Genomic DNA, 21,427 nt, shown 5'->3' on the forward strand with positions numbered 1-21,427 from the left:
ACGATAGAGCGTTATGGCGCGCATACAACTGTATTATCTCGGCCCGGAAGGCACATTCACCCATCAGGCGGCAATGACGGCTGCCAACCAGTTCGCCCCTATGGCGGATTTTGATCTTATCCCGCTGCCTGATGTGCCGGCAATCATGAATGCTGTGCAGTCGCGTCAAGGCTGGGGCGTGATTGCATGGGAAAACAACGTTGAAGGTTACGTGGTTCCAAATCTGGATGCACTGATCGACTCCACCGATGTGGCAGGTTTCACCAGAGTCAGTGTGGATGTGGCATTCAACGCATTCACAGTGAAAGGCCATGCGATTTATGATTGCGCCGGTCAGCCGGTGAGCGCTCATCCGCACGGCCTCGCACAATGCACGAAATTCATTGCTGAGCATCATCTCAAGCCTAAGCCGGCATCATCTAACGCTGCAGCATGCCGTGATTTACAACCTGGTCAGGTGGCACTGGGCCCAAGCATTTGCGGCAAGCTCTACGATCTTGACGTACTTGGCGAGCATGTGCAGGATTTTAACGGTGCAAGAACCGATTTTTTGGTTATTGCACCTCGCGATGTTGTTCAGGAACTCAATGCTCGCGCCCGGCATGGCGATGCGACTGATTTTGAGACCATCATCACCTTCATTCCATTAGCCACGGGGCCGGGAGTCGTGGCCAATATACTTGATATTCTGCGCGTTGCCGGATTGAACATGACCAGTTTCATGTCCCGACCTATCAAAGGTCATGATGGCACGTATAGCTTCATCGATACGCTGGACGCTGCACCTTGGGAGCCTCGATTCCAAAAAGTATTGGAAATCTTGGCCATGAAGGGTATTTGGATGAAGACCTTGGCTGTTTACCCACGCCGTGAACGTCCGAATCCGCCCGTGGACGCATGGATGTTGCCCGAAGGTGGCATCCATATTGATGCGGAACACACGCCAGAGGGTTGGCAGCACACTGAGAGCGTAAGAAAGGAACTGTTGTGGTAGATACAGTTGGCATTGTGGGACTCGGTCTCATCGGTGGATCCCTGGCCAGACGTTTAGCTCAGCGTGGTATCAGGGTAGTGGCCTGGAATCACCGGCCGCATCCGTATGCTCAGGCTGAAGCGGATGGCATCTACTGCAAGAGCACTCTTGCCGAGCTGATGAGCGCAGAGCCTGATGTGGTAGTGCTGTGCAATCCTTTGAAAGCGATGCCTGCCATCCTCGCTGAACTCAAGCCGTTATTGGCCAAATCTCCTCGCACCACGCTTACTGATGTCGGCTCGGTCAAAGGCATGGTTCGCGATCAGGTCAAGGCTGCGGGATTGGGAGAGTGCTATGTGGGCGCTCATCCAATGGCCGGCAATGAGCTTTCCGGCTGGCAAGCCGCCGACCCGCATCTCTACGATGATGCGCTCTGGGCAGTGACCGTGGATGAGGATACGTCATACAACCGTTTCTACACAGTGGCCGCCATGATTACGCATGATGTGGGCAATAGAATCATTGTGCTTGATGATGAAACTCACGATAAAGGCGCTGCGATGATTTCGCACATGCCCCATGTGGTTTCTACTGCGTTGATTAACGAACTATCTGCCAATCCGGATCGTAATGTCGCTGCGGCACTGGCTGCTGGTTGCTGGCGCGACATGACTCGTGTGGCGCTCACTGACCCTGACCGTACACGGGCTATGGTCGAGGAGGATGCCTTGAACGTGGAAGTTTTGCTGCGCCGTATGGCCGCACGACTTACCGCGGTGGCCGATCAGCTTCATGACAATGATTCCGACGCTCTCAAGGAATTCTTTGCCGCAGGTAACCCGTTCCGCCGTTATAAGGCTGCAATCAATGCTGAGGATGCGTTCAATCGGCAGGAGCTGGAAATCCCGGAACGAGGATGGCAGCAGACGCTGTTGTTCTCAGCCAGACGAGGTGAAGCGATTACCGGTTTCGTCAATCTTCAGCAGGCAATCATTGAACTGCGTCCTGCAATATAGCCGCGCGTTAAAGCCGTATCGCGATTAATAGGCGTACAGTGGAATACGTGAATCGCGATACGTCAGCGTTGACGATGCGAATAGCACAGATAGGGGATGATTACCATGACGTTGCCAAGACAGATTCCGGTAGGTGCTCGCGTGGTAGTACGTATTACCGATGGTGTGGATCCAGAAGATGGGCGTATGAAGTTCCGTGACTATGTAGGTCATGTGACTTCATGGGATGGATACACGCTAGAGATGGTGCGCGATCCTGCAGCCAATGGTTCGCGCCCAGCACAAAATGTAATCATCCATCAGGAGCAGATTGCCACGTTGAAGCCGGTACCAGAGCGTCCGAAGCAACAGCCTCGCCCGTAGCCGGTTGCTACTCGGCAGCTACGGCATCCAGTACCGGTTGCTTCAGCGCGCGAGAGGCAGGGGAGACGGAGGCAATAAGACCCACCAGAATCGACAGCACAAGGAATGCTCCCAGTTGATTCAACGGGATACTCAATGCCGATAGACCATTGGCCTCATAGACAGCGCGGATGACCACGCCTGCTGCCACGCCGACTACCATGCCTAGTACTGTGCCGAATACCGCGATAATCGACGCTTCAATGCCGAGCATGCCACGTACTTGTGCACGCGACGTGCCGATGGCTCGAAGCAAGCCGATTTCTTTGGTGCGCTCGGAGACGGACAAAGCCAGCGTATTCACAATTCCGAAGATTGCAATCACAATCGATAGTGCCAACAAGGCATACAACACCAGCAAAATTTGATCGACCATCGAACTCATTGTGGATTTGAATTCGTCTCGATCCTGCACGTTCACCACATAATATGGTTTTACAGCCTTAATCAATCGTGCTTTCAGTACATTGATATTGGTACCGTGCTTTGCATTAATGAACAACATGATGGTGAACATCGTGTACTGGTTCGCGATCTTGCCCGCCGCATCATCGTTCATCAACACCATCGAACGATAAATGGAATTCTCAATAATGGCACCGATCTTCATCGTGACATGAGTGGTTTCGGTTTTGGTTTTCACCAAAGTCGCCGGATCGACGTTCTGCGCATCCTCGGCAGCTTTCTGCGCCTCAGCTGATTTCGCCTGAGCTCCCGCCGTGTCTCCTGCAGCCAGCAATCGCTGCGCTTCAGCGGTAAGACCATCAATGTTCGTCTTGACCTGCGCCTGATAATCAGCTTGAGCCTTGGCCGTGGCCTCCTTATCGACCACCACCTGCTGCCCGTTGACTTTGACCGTGTCGCCAACCTTCCAGCCGTTGTCTTTTGCAACCTGCAGGCCGACCACCAATTCGCCATTTCGCAATGCTGTATTCGCATCGCCCGAATTGGTTACCGGGGCAAACACTTTCGTGAACAGGGAAGGCTGCTCTGCAAACGTCATCGCAACAGTTGCATCATCACCGGAACCGTAGGTCACGTTCATAAGCATCCGGCTTTGCGATACCGTGCCCACGCCCTTGGTTTTCTTAATCGCAGCTATTGCATCATCCGGAATCTGCCCACTGGAGACCGACATGGCAGAAAAATCGGATTGAAGACCCGAATCCACAATGCCGGCCACCGAAGCCTTCGCCGAAGCGGCTACCACACTCAGACAGCTGACGATGGCCACGCCAACGAATAGTGCAGCCGCAGTGTTTGCAGTGCGGCGTTTGCTACGTGAAAGATTGCGTGTGGCAAGTTTGCCGGTGACGGTGAACACATGCGCGGGAATCCAACCGAGCACAGCGCTCGTTGGAGTTACCAAAGCGGGAGCAAGCACAATCACACCAATGACCACCAAACCTGCGCCTATGCCCAAAGGCCAACCGGTGCCAAGTGATTTGACCCCATTGTTGAACCAGCTCCAGTCAGACACGGCAACATCGGCATCATTAGCCCAAGCGATACGCCAGCACAACAGCCACGCCAAGGAACCTAAGACAATCATCACCGTGCCGGTAATGCCGCGTGGCCAGACCGGCTTCTCCGGGTTGACGGTTTCATTCATCGCTTGAATCGGCGGTGCTGTCGCTGCACGGCGAGCCGGCAACGATGCACCAACGAACGTAACCAGAACGCCTACGATTAAGCCGATCAGCATATCGGAAATGCTGGGATCCACCGCGCCGGTCATCGGCGTGCCCATGTGCGCCATCAGCGCCACGATGCCTTTGACCATGAGCCAGCCCAATCCTATGCCGATACCGGAGCCGACCAAACCGAGCAGAATGGCCTGCACGGCTACCGTGATGAACACTTGGATAGGGGAGGCGCCGATAGAGCGCAACAGTGCATAACCACGCATCGATTCACGCACGATCATCGAGAACGTGTTCGTAATAATGAACGAACCAACAAACAAGGCGATAATCGCGAAAATAAGAATCAGCGGCTGGATAAAGCCCAATGCTTTCTTAGTGCTTGCGGCATTATCGTCGCGCACACTCTGGCCGGTCACCGCCACCGCATGCGCATCGGACGGCAATGCGGCATTAATGCTATCGGCCAGCGTTTGCTGCTGCGCTACATTCAATGGTTGTCCGCCTGCAGCCGAACCATATACGGTCAGATACCGGGCAGTGCCCACCTGCCCAGACTGCTGTTGAAAATACTCTTTCGCGGTCTGAGGATTCAGACCAATGATGATTGCCCCAGCCTGAGAAGATGCAGTGGAAAAAATACCGACCACATGCACGTCGGCTGGACCATCCGGATACACGATTTTCGTGGTGTCGCCGATCTTGAGACCGGCGCTCTCGGCCGCGAACGTGTGCAACGTGATTTCGTCTTTGGCTTTGGCCCAGCGCCCCTGCGTAAGGGTAGCCGAACGCCAAGTACCTTTCGCCAATCCCATGCCAACGGTCACGCCGCCCGTGGTGGAGACGGCATTATCGTCTTTGCCCACCAGCACCAGGCCATTCACCTCATACACAGCTTCGGCGGTATCCACGCCTGTTACGCCGTTGATGGTGTCTGCCAGATCAATATCGATGCGATTATAGTTTTTCGACTCTGCCGACGTTGAATTCGAGCTTGAACTCGAGCCGGAACCTGAATCGGAAGAAGCTCCAAACGTTGCGGACGTGGAATCCTTCTGTTCCTTGTTGCCGCGCACATAGACGTCGGCATCGGAATTCGAGGCCATCATCTGATCGACCTGATTATTCATCATTTCGCGGAAACAGAACGAGCCAACCACGAAACTCACGCCTAATGCAATGGCGATGATGGACATCACGAACCGTCCGAAGTGCGCGCGGGCATCGCGCAAGCCAATGATGATCATGCGTGGCTCTCCTGCGTCATATGCGCTGCATTAGTGGAGTCGTTGCCAGCATCGGCGTCATCGGCGAATACCTCAAGAATTTGCTCATACGTAGGATGATGCAAATCCTGAGTGATATGGCCATCCGCCAAAACAAGCACACGATCGGCATAGGAGGCGGCACGAGGATCATGAGTCACCATCACAATCGACTGCCCATACTCGTGCACGGACTGCTTCAAAAAGCCCAGTACCTCACGGCTGGAGCGAGAATCCAGATTGCCGGTAGGTTCGTCGGCAAAAATCACGGACGGGCGAGCCATCATCGCGCGGGCACAAGCCACGCGCTGCTGCTGGCCGCCGGAAAGCTGGCTTGGACGATGATCGAGACGCCGTTCAAGACCCACTACTTTGACCACTTGTTTGAACCATTTGCGGTCAATCGGTTTTTTCGCAATCTGTAATGGCAGCAGAATATTCTCCTCGGCACTGAGGGTGGGAACCAGATTGAAGGATTGGAAGATGAAACCAATCTGTTCGCGCCGCAGATTGGTCAATTGGCGCTGGTTCATTGAGGATACTTCCAGCCCCTCAACAATCACTTTGCCGCTTGTAGGCTGGTCAAGCCCAGCCATGCAATGCATCAGCGTGGATTTGCCTGATCCGGAGGGTCCCATAATAGCGGTCATATGGCCACGCTCGAATTCCACATTCACATGGTCCAACGCCACGACCTGATTGTCCGCATCACCGTAGATTTTTGTCAGATCAATAGCCCTAGCCACTACATGATCCTGCTGATTGATGACGTTCTTCCTGCCGCGCGCGCTGTGCCGTGCCATAATGCCCCAATCCGTTTCGTTGGACTACGCTCTATAGTTTATCCAACGAGTGATTTCAGCATAAGGGAGGCGTTCGCCAGCATGCATTTCGAACAGCATATTGACGCCTTTATCAATCACTTGAAAGCGAATAAAGGACTTTCGACAAATACGCTGAAAGCGTATCGCAGTGATATCGAATCATGTTTAGCCTTATTCGTACGCCGCGGAGTAAGCGATCTTAATGAGATAACCCTCGATGATTTACGCAGTTGGATGGCTTCGGAATCGCGTAATCATGCAAGAAGCAGTATGGCGCGCAAAACCGTGGCCGTACGCGGGTTTTTCTCTTGGGGATATGAACATGGAATAATGCGCACCAATCAGGCGGCCACATTGCTGACTCCTTCCATTCCCAACACGCTGCCATCGGTGCTTACCGAGGTACAAGCCGAGCAACTCATGGATCAGGCGGATGCTGACGATGCCAGCGTCGATGAGGCTGACTCCAACAACAATAACGAAACCGGGCTTGAAGTGCGCATGCGTGCCGAAACCCAGCGCAATACTGCGATTCTTGAATTGCTCTACGCCACGGGCATTCGTATTGCGGAGTTAATAGCACTGAATGTTCATGACGTGGATTTCGCCAATCGCACCATCAAAGTCACCGGCAAAGGCAACAAACAGCGCGTAGTGCCTTTCGGAGCTCCGGCAATGCGGGCTCTTGAAATCTGGCTGGCGGAAGGGCGAGCCAAACTCGAAAACCTGAATTCAGCGGATGCGCTATTCCTCGGCGCTCGCGGTGGACGGCTGAATCAACGTGTGGCTCGCGACGTAGTGCATAAGGCAGCGCAAGAAGCCGGAGTTCCGGACATTAGCCCGCATGCGTTGCGCCACTCGGCGGCTACGCACATGCTGGATGGGGGAGCCGACTTGAGAGAAGTTCAGGAATTGCTTGGTCATGCCTCGCTGAAAACCACGCAGCGGTACACGCATGTTTCCATTGAACAGCTGAAGACTCGATATGTGCAGGCCTTCCCCCGAGCATAACCGACCTGACCAAAATGTGGACACTACCCAATGAAGCTGTGTTCAGGCTGAAGATAGCCTTTGAAAGGCCATCGATTTAACATATACGTAACATGGAATTTGCTTCTTGTCTCCAAAGTGCGAGACAATGCAATCAATCAGCAACGGGGTTGGTTTGCCGGCAGGCGCGCACAACGCGCCTCTGGTAGCCAGCCCCGTTCGCGTGAAAGTGGGGCTTCGGCCCTGCGACCTTATGAATAGGAGAAAACATATGAAGAAGAAAGCTCTTGCTTTCGCTGCCGTGGCTTGCTCCATGGCTATGCTGCTGAGCGCCTGCGGCGGCTCCAGCTCCAGCACCGCCTCCGATACTGCCGGCGCTAACATCATCACCGCTTACAACTCCGAGCCTCAGAACCCGCTGATCCCGTCCAACACCAACGAAACTGGTGGCGGCAAGCCGGGCGATCTGCTGTTCTCCCGTCTGGTCTCCTTCGACAAGGATGGCAAGGCTTCCAACGAAGTGGCTGAGTCCATCACCCCGAACGATGACGTTACCCAGTACACCATCAAGCTGAAGTCCGGCTGGAAGTTCACCGATGGCACCCCGGTCACCGCTGAGTCCTTCACCAAGGCTTGGTCCTACGCTGCCAACGCCAAGAACGCTCAGAAGGCTTCCTCCTTCTTCTCCACCATCAAGGGCTACGACGAGCTGCAGGCTGACGGCCTCAAGGGCACCGAGCAGCTCTCCGGCCTGAAGGTTGTGGACGACACCACCTTCACCGTTGATCTGAACCAGTCCGATTCCGTGTTCCCGATTAAGGTCGGCTACCTGGCCTTCGCTCCGCTGCCGGAGTCCTTCTACAAGGATCCGAAGGCCTTTGGCCAGAAGCCGGTCGGTAACGGCCCGTACAAGCTGGATCACTGGGATCACAACAAGGAAATCGCCCTCGTGAAGAACCCTGACTACAAGGGCAACGAGGAAGTCAAGAACGACGGCGTGACCTTCAAGGTCTACACCGACGACTCCGCCGCTTACCGCGACATCCAGGCTGGCAACCTCGACGTGATGGAATCCGTCCCGGCCGCCTTCACCAAGACCTTCAAGACCGACAAGAAGGTTCAGCCGTACTCCGAGGCTGGCTCCGTCATCCAGACCTTCACCATTCCGTCCACCCTTGACCACTTCAAGAACGACGAAGAAGGCCAGCTGCGTCGCCAGGCCATCTCTATGGCTATCGACCGCGACCAGATCATCGACAAGGTGCTGAACGGCAACGCAACCGCCGCTACCGACTTCACCTCCCCGAAGACCCCGGGCTACTCCGACTCCCTGAACGGTGCTGACAACCTGAAGTTCAACGCCAAGAAGGCTAAGGAACTGTGGGCCAAGGCCGACGCCATCTCCAAGTACGATGGCCCGCTGACCTTCTCCTACAACGCTGATGGTGGCGCTAAGCCGCTTTACGACGCTGTCGTGAACCAGCTGAAGAACAACCTCGGCATCGACGCTTCCACCAACCCGATTCCGACCTTCCAGGAATTCCGCGACGCTGTGACCAACCGTCAGATGACCGGCGCCTTCCGTACCGGCTGGCAGCCTGATTACCCGTCCGCTGAGAACTACCTGTGGCAGCTGTACTCCACCGCTGCTGCTGACGGCAAGGGCTCCAACGATGGCGATTACAAGAACCCTGACTTCGACAACCTGTGCCTGCAGGCTGCTGCTGCCAAGACCACCGATGACGCCAACAAGCTGTACCAGCAGGCTCAGGAGATCCTCCTCAAGGATCTGCCGGCTATCCCGCTGTACTACTCCAACGCTAACGGTGTGGCTTCCCTGAACATCAAGTCCGGCTACGCCTTCGATTGGCAGAACCTCCCGACCTACGCTGCAATGTCCAAGAAGTGAGTTGAAACTCATCTGACATCGAGCATATAGTTCGGTAATTCAAGGGGCGAGGATCGTATGATCCCCGCCCCTTTTCATATATTTACGTCCAATAATCGGGCGAGTTAACGTGAGTTTACATACCGCCGTCAAGGCATGCGGTAAACTATCGACGTATTTGCCGACCGGCAAGGGCAACGCATACCCTCCGAAGCCGGTCATGGAATAAGGAGCAACCGTATGGGTAAGTATCTTCTGCGACGTATTCTGCAGATGATCCCCGTGGTTCTCGGCACGACGCTTTTGGTGTACGCGCTTGTCTTCCTGCTGCCTGGCGACCCCGTCAAGGCTATGTTTGGTGATAAGCCGATTAATGAAGCTGTCGCAGCCCAGATCCGCGCAGAGTACCATCTCGATCAGCCGTTCATTGTTCAGTACTTCATCTATCTGAAGAACGCGTTGACCCTCGACTTCGGCAACACCTTCGCCGGCCAGCCTGTTATCGATGAAATCGGCCGTGCCTTCCCGGTCACGATTAAGCTTGGCCTGATGGCATTCGTCTTTGAGGCGATTTTCGGCGTGGTCTTCGGTATCATCTCCGGCCTCAAGAAGGGCAAGTGGTACGACACGGTTATCCTGATCGTCTCCCTGCTGCTTATCTCCGTGCCGACCTTCGTCACCGGCTTTGTGCTGCAGTACCTGCTCGGCATCCAGTGGTCCATCTTGCCGGTGACCGCAGGTGCCGATCCGACCTTCCTTGATTTGCTGATGCCGGCTATGGTGCTTGGCTCAGTGTCAATGGCATATATCATCCGATTGACCCGCGCTGAAATCTCCTCCAACATCGCTGAGGATTACGTGCGCACCGCACGCGCCAAGGGCATGTCCAACGGACAGGTGATGCTGCGCCACGTACTGCGCAACTCCCTGATTCCGGTCGTCACCTACTTGGGCCAGGACATCGGCGGCCTGATGGGCGGCGCAATGATCACCGAACAGATCTTCAATATCCACGGCATCGGCTTCCTTACTTACCAGTCCATTCTGAAGGGTGAAGCCAACCTCGTGGTGTCCATCGTCACGTTGCTCATGCTGATCTTCGTGGTGTGCAACCTCGTCGTCGATATGCTGTACGCGGCCCTCGATCCGCGCATCCGCTACGCGTGAGAAGGAGAGGAGTGAACAACATGACTAACGAAAATCTCGACAACGAGCTTGATAATTCTGGCGAGCCGACTCCTGAGTACTTCATGGAGACCTTGCCTGGTCAGGATCGTTACGTGGCTCCCATTGATGAGACTCCGCTTCAGGATGTCGATTCCGTGGATGAGTCCGCTCCGGCCACCAGCATGTGGGCCGACGCATGGCGAACCCTGCGCCGCAACCCGCTGTTCATCATCTCGGGCTTGCTCATTATCTTCATCATCATTGTGGCCATCGCCCCGGGCCTGTTCACCAAGCAGGATCCGAACGCTTGCGATCTGGCCAACTCCCTGAGCGCAGCTTCCAGCGGTCATCCGTTCGGCTACGACCTGCAGGGCTGCGATGTCTACACTCGTGTGGTGTACGGCACCCGCACCTCCCTGTCCGTCGGTTTGCTTTCCACACTGCTTGTGGTGGCTCTTGGTACGCTCATCGGTGCTATCGCCGGTTTCTGCGGTGGCTGGATTGACGCCGTGCTGAGCCGTATCACCGATATCTTCTTCGCACTGCCTATGCTGCTTGGCGCTATCGTCGTGCTGCAGATGTTCAAGTCCTCCAAGTCCATCTGGAAGGTCGTGCTCGTGCTAGCGCTCTTCGGCTGGGTCGGTGTGTGCCGTATCGCACGAAGCGCAGTGCTTGAAGCCAAGAACCTTGAGTTCAACACCGCATCCACCGCACTGGGCTCCACGCCTATGCGCAACCTGTTCCGCCACATCCTGCCGAACTCCTTGGCCCCGATCATCGTTATCGGCACCACGTCTCTGGCTTCCTACATTGTGGCTGAAGCAACGCTGAGCTTCCTTGGTGTGGGCCTGCCCACCACCACCGTGAGCTGGGGCGGCGATATCTCCAGCGCCCAGACCAACTTGCAGACCGATCCGCTCGTGCTGTTCTACCCGTCTGCCGCACTGGCTATCACCGTGCTTGCATTCATCATGATGGGTGACGCCGTCAAGGATGCCCTTGACCCGAAGAGCCGTACGGCCTGAGCAAGGGAGTAGAGGAATAATTATGACTACCAACTCCAACGCACAGATGCTGGCCATGCAGAAAGAGCATGGTCCTCTGCTCGAAGTCAAGGATCTCGCCGTCGACTTCACCACGGACACCGGCAAGCCGGTGCACGCCGTGCGCAACTCCTCCTTCACCGTTTACCCAGGTCAGTGGGTGGCCATCGTGGGCGAATCCGGTTCCGGCAAGTCCACCTCTGCTATGGCTGTGCTCGGTTTGCTGCCGGGCACCGGTCATGTGGTCGGTGGCTCCATCAAGCTCGACGGTCAGGAGATCGCCGGTGCCAAGCAGTCTGAATTCGACAAGTTGCGCGGCACGAAGATGGGTCTGGTCCCGCAGGACCCGATGAGCAACCTGAACCCGGTGTGGCGTATCGGCACCCAGGTCAAGGAAGCCCTGAAGGCCAACAACATGGACGTGGCCCACGAGAAGCGCTCCGCCCTCGCCAAGGCTCTGGCCGGCGAAGACGCAGCCGTGGAACTCAAGGGCAACGATGATGAGACCTTCCTTGGTTCCAAGGATCTGCCCGCTCTGATGGAAGATGCCAAGAAGTCTTTGACTGAAGCCGGCGTGACCGGTGAAGCCTTCGACAAGGCCGTGGCACGTTTTGAAAGCGAATGGGTTCCGGGCTCCGAAACCCGTTGGCGTGTGGCTGATGATCTGATCAAGGCTGGCGTTTCCGACGATCAGGCATGGTACTTGGCCAAGAAGTACGTCACCGGTTCCAGCATGGACGATCGTATTGCAGGTCTGCTTTCCGAAGCCGGTCTGCCGGATGCCGCAACCCGTGCACGCCAGTACCCGCACGAGTTCTCCGGTGGTATGCGTCAGCGTGCACTGATCGCCATCGGTCTGGCTTGCCGCCCCGATCTGCTTATCGCCGACGAGCCGACCTCCGCACTGGACGTGACCGTGCAGAAGCGCATCCTCGACCACCTGCACTACCTGACCGACTCCCTCGGCACCGCAGTGCTGTTCATCACCCACGATCTGGGCCTCGCCGCTGAGCGTGCCCAGCACATCGTCGTGATGTACAAGGGTCAGGTCGTTGAATCCGGTCCATCTCTGGAAGTGCTTCAGCACCCGCAGCACCCGTACACCAAGCGACTGGTGGCTGCAGCTCCGTCTCTGGCTTCCCAGCGCATCATCTCCGCCAAGGAACGTGGCGAGAACGCCGACGCTCTGCTGGATCACAAGGTCGCCGACGAGAACGAGCTCGAAAAGAGCGAGCACATCATCACCGTCGATCACCTGACCAAGGAGTTCAAGCTCCCGCGCAAGAAGGAAATGTTCAAGGCCGTCGATGATGTGTCCTTCTCCGTCAAGCGCGGTACCACTCTGGCCATCGTGGGTGAATCCGGTTCTGGTAAGTCCACCGTGGCAAACATGGTGCTCCACCTGCTGAATCCCACCTCCGGCAAGGTGTTCTACGAAGGCCGCGACACTTCGACCTTCAATTCGAAGGATTTGCTGGACTTCCGCCGCCATGTGCAGCCGGTGTTCCAGAACCCGTACGGCTCCCTGGATCCGATGTACTCCATCTACCGTTCCATCGAAGAGCCATTGCGTATCCACAAGATCGGTGACGCCAAGTGGCGTGCTAACCGTGTCAAGGAACTGCTCGACATGGTGGAAATGCCGCAGTCGGTGATGGGCCGTTACCCGAACGAGCTTTCCGGTGGCCAGCGTCAGCGTATCGCCATCGCACGAGCTATGGCGCTCGACCCGGATGTCATCGTCTGCGACGAGGCCGTCTCCGCTCTTGACGTGCTGGTTCAGGATCAGGTGCTGCACCTGCTCAACGACCTGCAGGCCGAAAAGGGTCTGAGCTACCTGTTCATCACCCACGATTTGGCTGTGGTCCGCCAGATTGCAGACGAAGTCGTGGTGATGCAGCACGGCAAGCTCGTCGAACACGCCACCACCGATGAGGTGTTCGACCACCCGCAGAAGCAGTACACCCGAGACCTGCTTGACGCCATCCCAGGCGGCAAGCTCCAGCTCGGTCTGGACTGATTGTAAAACTCAAACCAGTTGCCGGCGAAGCCCGGCATACATAGTGTCCGACACACTCAAGGCCGTTTGGCCAAGCTTACAGTCGGTCACTATGTATGCCGGGCTTCGCCTTATTGCATTATGAAATGCCTAAATAATTGTGTATATGGTTGATATGGAGGTGATGGTTGGGATATGCGTTGCTGGACCGTAAGCTTGGCCAACGGCCTTGAGTGTGTCCAGTAACGCATATCCCAACCATCACCGGCCTCACGACTAGGGCAATTAATCACACGTCGTAGGTGATGGTTAGGGGAGCGTGGTCGGACCAGCGTAGGTCGTAGGTGGGTGCTTTGTCGATGACAAATCCGCGAGCGGTTTCCGCGAGCTCGGGAGTGGCAAACTGATAGTCGATGCGCCAGCCAACATTGTTATCGAATGCTCGGCCGCGCTGACTCCACCATGTGTATGGGCCTTGAATATCGCCCGCCAAGTCACGCATCACATCAACGAATTCGTATTCATTCAGCCATTTGTCAACGTAAGCGCGCTCTTCAGGCAGGAATCCGGCGTGCTTTTCATTGGCTTTGGCGTTCTTAATATCCAATGGCGTGTGTGCAATATTGAAATCACCGCAGAGCACCGCCTGCCTGCCGCCATGTGCGGCCTCATCGCGCAGTTCACCTAAACGCGGCAGCATGGTGTCGAGAAAACGGTATTTCTGCTCCATTTTGAGCGGATCATCAGTATTGCCCGCATGCACGTAGACGCAGACCACGGTGATTATATAGCCTTGCGGTGTGCGAATATCCGTTTCAATCCAACGGCCAGAATCCACGTCATCGTTTAATCCAGGCAGTCCATACCGCTGTTCAACAACTGGCAGATCGGAGAGCAACGCTACACCTGCACGGCCTTTTACCCGGCAGATTTCATTGGTGAGCGTGAAATCCTCAGCTGATTCGATGGCACCTGCCTGAGCGTATTCGAATGCGAGCTTGCCGTAAATCTTGTCGATATCCGGTTGAGGTGCTCGTACCTCTTGCATGCACCAAATATTCGGCGTATGTCTGCCTGCCCAAGTGGTGATACCTTTACGGTCAGCGGCGCGCAAGCCATTGACATTGGAAGTGGTAATAGTGATGGTCATGCGGCCATAGTATTCACTTGCGCCTACCAATCAACGTCAAGAAGTTTGCGATGATTACTGCAAGCAAATCAGTAGCGTCAATGTTCAGCTTTCTTTGAGGCGGGGTGCTAGGCTTAGCAGGGTTGCAACCGTTACATGAAACGAGGAATTATGGGACTGTTCGGATTCGGTAAGAAGAAGGACAAGAAGGAAGCTGAGCCGGCTGAAACCGTCGATGAAGACAAGGTGGCTGCCGAAGCTGCTAACGCTGCCGCCAAGGCGGAAAGCGCTGAAACCGTGCTGGCGGAACCGTCCAGCGAATATGAGGGTCGTGGCGAAGATCGTGGCCCGTGGGACGTGAACGACGAAGACGTTCCGGATTACGACGATTATCTGGATCTTGGTGCCTACTATTTGCCGTTCCTGAAGGGCATTGAGCTGCGCATCAAGGCCAGCCGCGCCACTCAGCAGGTGTTGGGTTCCACCATTACTTATGGTGCATCCAGTTTGGAAATCGAAGCATTTGCCGCTCCGAAGACTATGGGTCTGTGGGATGACGTGCGTGCCGACCTGTTGGAAGCCAACAAGAACGCATCCGAAGCCGAAGGCGTGTTTGGCACTGAGCTGAAGCTGCCAGTGAATGTCAAGGGTGGCAAGGTTGTCAACACCCGTATCGTTGGCGTGGATGGCCCTCGCTGGATGCTGCGTGGCATCTTTTCCGGTAGGGCAGCAGTGGATCCGGATAGCCCGGAGACCCGTGCCTTGAACAAGTTCTTTGCGGATATCGTGGTGGAACGCGGTGAAGAGCCGCTCGCTCCGCGCGATCTGATTCCTATGCATCCGCCGGTCGCTCCGGCAGAGCGAAAGGCCGCCAAGGCCGCTGCCGAGGCCGAAGGCCAGGACGGTAAGGAACACTTCAAGGACATTCCGGATAACAAGCCAAAGGGTCCGCTGAGCCAGGACCAGACCACTGAGGTTAAGACCACGCTGGCTCGTGGCCCGATGTTCTCCGAAGTTCGCTGACCTTGGCAGAGCAGAAGAAACGTACCGGTCTATCCGCGCTGGCCGACGCTGGCAATGATGCGGAGGATTTCTCCGTTATCGATGCCATCGGCGGTCCTCGCGGAGTTGTGGAATCCATGCTGCCCGGCGTGGTGTTCGTCGTGCTGTTCGTGGCCACGAGCAATCTGAACCTGACCATCGCGGTATCCGCTGTACTTGCGGTGTTGCAGGTTATCGCTCGGTTGGTTCAACGACAGTCGGTGATGGGAGCCGTCTCCGGTTTGATTGCTGTGGGCATCTGCCTTATTTGGGCATGGCAGACGCATGAGGCGCGCAATTATTACGTATTCGGGTTCATTACCAATGCTGCTTATGCTGTATTGCTTACGATTTCGCTGATTGCTCGCGTTCCCGGTTTGGGCTTGGTCGTGGAATTCATCCGCAGTCTGCCGACCGAACAGTTCAAAGCATGGTTCGATGATTGGATGAACGATCAGGCTCTTAAGCGCGCGTACATGGTTGTCACCGGATTGTGGACCGGACTGTTCGTGCTGCGTTTGCTTGTACAAGTTCCCTTGTATTTGACTGATCATGTGGCAGCCCTCGGTGTCACTCGTTTGCTGATGGGCATCCCATTCTGGCTCTGGCCATCTGGGTGAGCTATCTGATCATTGCCACCCCCATGCATCGGCATAAGGTTCTGGCACAACAAGCAGCAAACAACGCAGAAACTGGTAATGCTGGCGAATTGAATCCGAATGAAGCAGGAAAGGACAATTGATGCAAGCTGAGGTCCGGATCGAACGATATGCCGATCAAGGCCGCTGCGTGGCCCATATTGATGGTCGCGTGGTATTCGTGCGCTTCGCTTTGCCCGGCGAACTGCTGCGCATCGAATTGGATGAGCCTCATGACCGTGACGACCGTTTCTGGACCGGTGAAGTGGTTGATGTACTTGAGCCTTCGCCTGATCGCGTCACTCCGGCATGGCCGCTTGCCGGCCCGTTGGCTATGGGCGGGGGAGTAGGCGGAGCCGACCTTGTACATGTGTCGTTACCTGGCCAGATTCGTTGGAAAGCCATCACTGTTTCCGAACAGATGAGCCGTCTTGGGCATGTGAATGTTGCGGTTCCTGTGGAGCGTATTGCCGGCGATGAGGAGCTGGGAGGTCTTCACTGGCGCACTCGTATCGAGATGATTGTTGACGAGCAGGGACGGCCATCCATGCGTCGCCGTGGCACGCATCATCGCGTGGCCATCGATACCATGCCTCTGGCCAGTCAGACTTTGTTGCATATTGCCGATCAGGAACATATCTGGGATGGTGGATTCGAGCCGGGCTCGCAAATCAGACTATCGGTTCCTGAACCTCGCGGTGAGCAGGCACTGGCCAATGATTATGCAGTACTGGTTGACGGTGAACTGCGCTCAGGCAGCCAGCTATTGACCGAACAGGTGCCGGTAAACGGGTCGATGTTCACTTATCATGTGGATGCTGGCGGTTTCTGGCAAATGCATCGTGGGGCTCCCATCGCGCTCGTCTCCCATGTGATTGATTTGGTCAATAATCAACTTCAAGGCAAGGCGGATCCGGTAATCTGGGATCTCTACTCCGGCTCCGGTCTGTTCACTTTGCCTCTGGCCACATTGACCGGCGAACGTACGCATATGTTCAGTGTGGAAGGCGCACCCGTGGCCGTCAAGAACGCGCAGCGTAATCTGCGCGCGATGGGATTGACCAATGTGGATGCCCGTATAGGCGACGTTTCCCGCACGTTGAACCACGTTCCCGCCAATCTTGCCAAGCCGGATGTGGTAGTGCTCGATCCGCCTCGCGCAGGAGCCAAAGCCAAGGTCTGCCGCCAGATAGCGGCTTCTGGTGCCGCCAATGTTGTTTATATTGCCTGCGATCCCACCAGCCTTGCGCGCGATACCGCCACGCTTATTGCCGAAGGTTACCAGCTGCAGGATATTCGAGCATTCGACATCTACCCGATGACGCACCATGTGGAAACTGTGGCTCTGTTCACCCGCTAATATGCGAACCATGAACCATCGAATCATTGGCGCAGCACTGTGCCTGACTGCTTTGCTATCGCTCACCGCTTGTACGCCAGTTGGTCATGCGGTGGGCGATACACAGGATCAAGCATCGCAAATCGCCCATGATTCAATCCATGTTTCGGATATGTCCATCGGGCTGGTTGGCTCTGAAGATTCAGCTGCAGACAAGATGGCCCTGGACGCGCTCGCTGATGCTGGCATTAGTGTTTTCTATGCTTCTCTTGGCAGTACAGACGCGGATAGCGAATCCGGACAGAACATCAATCAGCCTGACGGAGAAGATTCGCAATCCACACAACAAAGTGCTGAGGATACCACCGCACAACATGCAGTAGAGGATTTCCTGAACCGGCCGGTGAGTCTGGTAATCATCAGCGGCATCAATGTCACCGATACCAATCGTGATGGATGGCATCAAACGCTGACCACTGTTCGGCAGGCCGGCATTCCCGTAGCTCTGCTCAATCCGCAGTCCGTTCCTCGGGACGAGACTTTGTATGCGGCCACGCTGACGATCAATGATCGCGATGCTGGTGCTGTTGCCATCGGCGATGCCGCGGTGAGCATCATCCGTGATGAACCCCATGAGCGCTCAATCGCCGTATCAACCGTCTCATAATTGGGCGAAAACGGTCGATACGGCGATAATGACGTGAGCGAAAGGTTAGTGCAACTTACAAATCCTGCACGCTCATATGGGCAAGTTCGGCGCGACGCTTGATTTTGTCGCGCTGATAGAGATAAATACCTGCCAATACAACGGTGGACACATTCTCGGATAGGAATGCGACGGACGCGACCAGGATTATGTTCCATAGATTGTTGCCAGTGTAGGCGCTGCCGGCGAAAACGTTCATTGCCGCCGCGATAGACAGTAGAAGCGTAATGGCAGGCAATACCAGACCGGGCCATTTGCTGTCCATCTTTGAAAGCTTGACCTGCAAGACAATGAAGCCGATGCAGGCGGCGATAAGCAGCACAAGGAACACTGCAAAAAATACTGCAGAGGCGCTCATGATGATTCTCCTTGCTTGAGTTGCTTGCGATATTCAGTGATAAGGATCTTGGCGGTGTCGAAGTCGAGTTTGTCATCGACCGCGAGTCGCTTGATCAGTGCGATATACGGTTCGTTCTCGATTTGCTCACCAAGTTGGATTTTCTGGATGAGCCTATCGAGCCGGAGCCTGACGGTGGGGTAGGAGACGCCGTACTGTGAGGCGACTTCCTTCATCGAACCTGAGGCGAGAAGAAATCGTTTGATGAACATCATGTCCTCGTCATCAAGGTTTGTCATCCACGGTGGAATCATCGTCGAATCCATTCATCCTCCTTCGATATAGAGAATGTTTAATAAAATTAATTATAAACTTAAGATTATTAAAAATCAAACGTAATAAAAGATACGAACAGATAAAATTAGTGGTTTCTCGTCTACGAAATCATTTGAATCATCCCTGAGTCGTAGCGGATTGTGAGTTTTAGGACGGTAGGCTGGAGGCATGAGTGCAACAGCAACCGTGAACATGCCTGGGGTCAGCGAAACCGGTCTGAGCTCCAAAGAAGTGTCGCAACGTATGGAAAGCGGCCAATCGAACGCGGTGAAAACCTCCACGTCACGGTCGGTCAAAGATATCGTTCGGGCCAATGTGTTCACGTTGTTCAACGGTCTCATTTTCGCGGCAATGGTGATGGTGCTGCTCACCGGATCGTGGAAAGATTCGGTATTCGGTTTTGTCATCATCATCAACACGGGCATCGGCATCGTCACTGAGCTAAAGGCCAAACGAACGTTGGACAAGCTCTCCATTCTTGTGGCCTCCGATTTTTTGGTTCGACGCGACGACAAGAACGTTGAAGTGCCGCACAATAAAATCGTGCTTGGCGATCTACTGTGGATTCGCTCCGGCGAACAGATTCCAGCAGACGGGCAGATAGTCGAAACCTGGGGTCTGGAACTCGACGAATCGATGCTCACCGGCGAATCGCGCACGGTACGCCACAAAGTTGGGGAGCAGGTTTATTCCGGTGCAACAGCCGTTTCCGGCATGGCATTGGTGAAAGTCAATGCCGTAGGCAGCCACTCATATGCCGCCACGCTCACCGCTCAGGCCAAGGTGTATAAGAAAACCGTGTCTGACCTGAACAAAGGCATTAACACGATTTTGAAATTCATGACCTTTTTGGTGGTGCCGCTGTGCGTGCTGCTGATTCTTTCGCAGGTTCATGCGGTTGGCGGCTGGAACCATGCCATCGCCACGGGTGAATGGCGCGGGGCCGTGGTTTCCGCGGTCGCCGGTGTGGTAGGCATGATTCCTGAAGGTCTGGTGCTGCTGACGTCTCTGAACTTTGCCGTAGCGGCCATGCGGCTTGCTCGGCACAACACATTGGTACAGGAGCTTGAATCCGTAGAGACGCTTGCCCGCGTGGACGCATTGAATTTGGATAAAACCGGTACCATTACGGATGGCGTTATTGCGTTTAACAGGATGATTATGCTGGATTCCGCGGCTGACACGGATGCTCAGCGAACGGCAACACAGGCATTGTATGACTGCTGCAACGAGGAGCAGCCGAATGGCACCGGCAAGGCTGTGCTGACAGGATTGCAATCTCAGGGTTATAAGCCTGGGCAGGTTGCTGAACGAGTACCATTCTCGTCAGCTCGCAAGTGGAGTGCGGTAGTCAAGTCTGATGGCGTTTGGACTATGGGTGCTCCGGAAGTGATACTTTCGGCTCTTGACAGAGACTATGCGGATGTGCTGAGCCGGGTCAACGATTACGCCAATGACGGCAATCGTGTGTTGCTGGTTGCAAGGTCTCTTCCTCAGTCGGCTGCGTCGGCAACTCGTTCATCAGAGGGCACTGAGGCTACTGATAGTCCCCGACTCGATCCACATGCCAAGCCTGTTGCTTTGGTATTGTGCGCCGAACAGATTCGCGGTGACGCCGAGCAGACGCTCGCATGGTTCCGCGAACAAGGAGTACGTTGCCGTGTGATTTCAGGCGATAGTCCAGTGACCGTCGGCGCGATTGCCCGCAAGGTCAGGCTCACCGGTGACCGCACGCCTGTATCAATGGATGCGCGCAAACTGCCGGACGATGTGAACGAACTGGCGCGCGTACTGGAAAACGTGGACGTGCTCGGCCGAGTGCTGCCGAATCAGAAGAAGGCGATTGTCGAGGCGTTGCATGCGCAAGGCCATGTGGTGGCCATGACCGGCGATGGCGTTAATGACGCGCTCGCCATCAAAGAAGCCGATTTAGGTATTGCTATGGGCAATGCCGCGCCCGCCACCAAAGCAGTGGCGCAAGTGGTGCTCGTTGATTCCAAATTCTCCCATCTGCCGGATGTGGTGGCTCGAGGCCGTCAGGTGATGGCCAATATGGAGCGTGTGGCCAGCCTGTTCTTGGTGAAAACCGTGTATTCGGCTTTGATTTCGCTTGGTGTGGTGTTGACGCAGATTCCATACCCGTATCTGCCGCGGCATATCACCTACATTGGCGCACTCACCATTGGCATGCCGGCATTCATCCTGGCGTTGGCGCCTAATACCCGTCGCTATATTCCGGGATTCCTGAAGCGCGTGGTGAAGTTCGCGTTGCCTGGCGGCATCGCCACGGCACTGTCTGTGCTTGCGGCGGCTTGGTCGCTTCCGAGCATCATGGGATGGAATGTTATGGCCAATGATGCGGATCTCGCTGCTCAACGAGCCACAAGTGCCATCATTTTGTTTGTGATGGGTGTGTTTGTGTTGGCTCGCGTGGCTCAGCCGCTCAACAGCTGGCGCGGTGCATTGGTTGCCGTGTTCGCTGCAGCGGGCGTGATTGGCGCGTTCATCCCATTCGTCGCACAGTTCTTCGCACTGATGATTCCAACAGGTGCTACATTGCTGGCCACCGTGATTGCGCTGGTAAGTGCTGCTGTGATTTTCGCGTTGTGTCTATGGTTGGTTCCGCTTGCCGGCCATGCAGTTGCCAGTGTGCTGCGCAGGCATGGATTTGCTGTTTAAAAGGCGCATATT

At 55.3% G+C, this 21,427-nt stretch carries 17 protein-coding genes and 1 pseudogene; 13 read left to right on the forward strand and 5 right to left on the reverse strand.

Translation table 11 applies throughout. From position 1 onward, the window contains the following. Positions 1 to 13 precede the first annotated feature (13 nt). From BISA_RS02715 to BISA_RS02725, 3 genes are all read left to right on the forward strand, one after another. Entirely contained in the window at positions 14 to 994 is a 981-nt protein-coding gene (locus tag BISA_RS02715; RefSeq protein WP_033890075.1) for a prephenate dehydratase, read from the forward strand. Further along, entirely contained in the window at positions 988 to 1,989 is a 1,002-nt protein-coding gene (locus tag BISA_RS02720; protein WP_033890076.1) for a prephenate dehydrogenase, read from the forward strand. Before BISA_RS02715 ends, BISA_RS02720 begins: the two co-directional genes overlap by 7 nt. Before the next feature lie 105 nt (positions 1,990 to 2,094). Next, positions 2,095 to 2,352, forward strand: coding sequence for a DUF6725 family protein (locus tag BISA_RS02725; RefSeq protein ID WP_033890175.1), 258 nt, complete (start codon positions 2,095 to 2,097; stop codon positions 2,350 to 2,352). 7 nt (positions 2,353 to 2,359) lie between these two features. On the opposite strand, the gene BISA_RS02730 is transcribed toward BISA_RS02725, so the two are convergent. Both BISA_RS02730 and BISA_RS02735 read right to left on the reverse strand, forming a co-directional pair. Next, positions 2,360 to 5,281, reverse strand: a complete 2,922-nt coding sequence (locus BISA_RS02730) for an ABC transporter permease (protein WP_033890077.1) — start codon at positions 5,279 to 5,281, stop codon at positions 2,360 to 2,362. Beyond that, positions 5,278 to 6,102, reverse strand: coding sequence for an ABC transporter ATP-binding protein (locus BISA_RS02735; RefSeq protein WP_033890079.1), 825 nt, complete (start codon positions 6,100 to 6,102; stop codon positions 5,278 to 5,280). The genes BISA_RS02730 and BISA_RS02735 overlap by 4 nt, the downstream gene beginning before the upstream one ends. 81 nt (positions 6,103 to 6,183) lie before the next feature. On the opposite strand from BISA_RS02735, the gene xerA reads away from it, so the two are divergent. The 5 genes from xerA (at position 6,184) to BISA_RS02760 (ending at position 13,231) form a co-directional block, all read left to right on the forward strand. Then, positions 6,184 to 7,134, forward strand: a complete 951-nt coding sequence (xerA, locus tag BISA_RS02740) for a site-specific tyrosine recombinase/integron integrase (protein WP_033890080.1) — start codon at positions 6,184 to 6,186, stop codon at positions 7,132 to 7,134. A gap of 250 nt (positions 7,135 to 7,384) precedes the next feature. After that, positions 7,385 to 9,022 carry a peptide ABC transporter substrate-binding protein gene (locus BISA_RS02745; RefSeq protein WP_033890081.1) on the forward strand — a complete coding sequence of 546 codons (1,638 nt, stop codon included), beginning with the start codon at positions 7,385 to 7,387 and terminating at the stop codon, positions 9,020 to 9,022. A gap of 219 nt (positions 9,023 to 9,241) precedes the next feature. Continuing rightward, the gene (locus BISA_RS02750; protein ID WP_033890082.1) at positions 9,242 to 10,168 is read left to right on the forward strand and encodes an ABC transporter permease; all 927 of its coding nucleotides are present in this window, start codon (positions 9,242 to 9,244) and stop codon (positions 10,166 to 10,168) included. 20 nt (positions 10,169 to 10,188) lie between these two features. Then, positions 10,189 to 11,193 (forward strand): ABC transporter permease, encoded by a 1,005-nt coding sequence (locus tag BISA_RS02755; RefSeq protein WP_033890176.1) that lies wholly within the window; start codon positions 10,189 to 10,191, stop codon positions 11,191 to 11,193. A gap of 22 nt (positions 11,194 to 11,215) precedes the next feature. Beyond that, positions 11,216 to 13,231 (forward strand): dipeptide ABC transporter ATP-binding protein, encoded by a 2,016-nt coding sequence (locus BISA_RS02760; protein ID WP_033890083.1) that lies wholly within the window; start codon positions 11,216 to 11,218, stop codon positions 13,229 to 13,231. 268 nt (positions 13,232 to 13,499) lie between these two features. Here BISA_RS02760 and BISA_RS02765 read toward each other — a convergent pair whose 3' ends face one another. Further along, positions 13,500 to 14,360, reverse strand: coding sequence for an exodeoxyribonuclease III (locus tag BISA_RS02765; protein ID WP_033890084.1), 861 nt, complete (start codon positions 14,358 to 14,360; stop codon positions 13,500 to 13,502). Positions 14,361 to 14,510: 150 nt separating this feature from the next. Here BISA_RS02765 and BISA_RS02770 point away from each other — a divergent pair, with 150 nt between their 5' ends. From BISA_RS02770 to BISA_RS02785, 4 genes and pseudogenes are all read left to right on the forward strand, one after another. Further along, complete coding sequence (locus BISA_RS02770) at positions 14,511 to 15,362, forward strand: DUF3710 domain-containing protein (protein WP_033890085.1); 852 nt, start codon at positions 14,511 to 14,513, stop codon at positions 15,360 to 15,362. Continuing rightward, a pseudogene (locus BISA_RS11855) lies at positions 15,359 to 16,122 on the forward strand (DUF3159 domain-containing protein). The gene BISA_RS02770 and the pseudogene BISA_RS11855 overlap by 4 nt, the downstream one beginning before the upstream one ends. Continuing rightward, a complete protein-coding gene (locus BISA_RS02780; RefSeq protein WP_033890086.1) occupies positions 16,122 to 17,378 on the forward strand; it encodes a class I SAM-dependent RNA methyltransferase in 1,257 nt (418 codons plus the stop codon). Before BISA_RS11855 ends, BISA_RS02780 begins: the two are co-directional and overlap by 1 nt. A gap of 10 nt (positions 17,379 to 17,388) precedes the next feature. After that, positions 17,389 to 18,024 carry a type 1 periplasmic-binding domain-containing protein gene (locus BISA_RS02785; RefSeq protein WP_033890177.1) on the forward strand — a complete coding sequence of 212 codons (636 nt, stop codon included), beginning with the start codon at positions 17,389 to 17,391 and terminating at the stop codon, positions 18,022 to 18,024. A 55-nt stretch (positions 18,025 to 18,079) separates the two neighbouring features. Here the strand turns inward: BISA_RS02785 and BISA_RS02790 are convergent, their stop codons facing one another. Together BISA_RS02790 and BISA_RS02795 are read right to left on the reverse strand one after the other, a co-directional pair. Next, complete coding sequence (locus tag BISA_RS02790) at positions 18,080 to 18,421, reverse strand: hypothetical protein (RefSeq protein WP_033890087.1); 342 nt, start codon at positions 18,419 to 18,421, stop codon at positions 18,080 to 18,082. Next, entirely contained in the window at positions 18,418 to 18,726 is a 309-nt protein-coding gene (locus tag BISA_RS02795; RefSeq protein WP_033890088.1) for a DUF2089 family protein, read from the reverse strand. Before BISA_RS02795 ends, BISA_RS02790 begins: the two co-directional genes overlap by 4 nt. 178 nt (positions 18,727 to 18,904) lie before the next feature. Between BISA_RS02795 and BISA_RS02800 the strand changes: the two genes are divergently transcribed. After that, on the forward strand, positions 18,905 to 21,415 hold the full coding sequence (locus tag BISA_RS02800; RefSeq protein WP_033890089.1) for a cation-translocating P-type ATPase: 2,511 nt from the start codon (positions 18,905 to 18,907) through the stop codon (positions 21,413 to 21,415). Positions 21,416 to 21,427: the final 12 nt, after the last annotated feature.

The sequence above is a fragment of the Bifidobacterium saguini DSM 23967 genome (assembly GCF_000741715.1).
GTDB lineage: Bacteria > Actinomycetota > Actinomycetes > Actinomycetales > Bifidobacteriaceae > Bifidobacterium > Bifidobacterium saguini.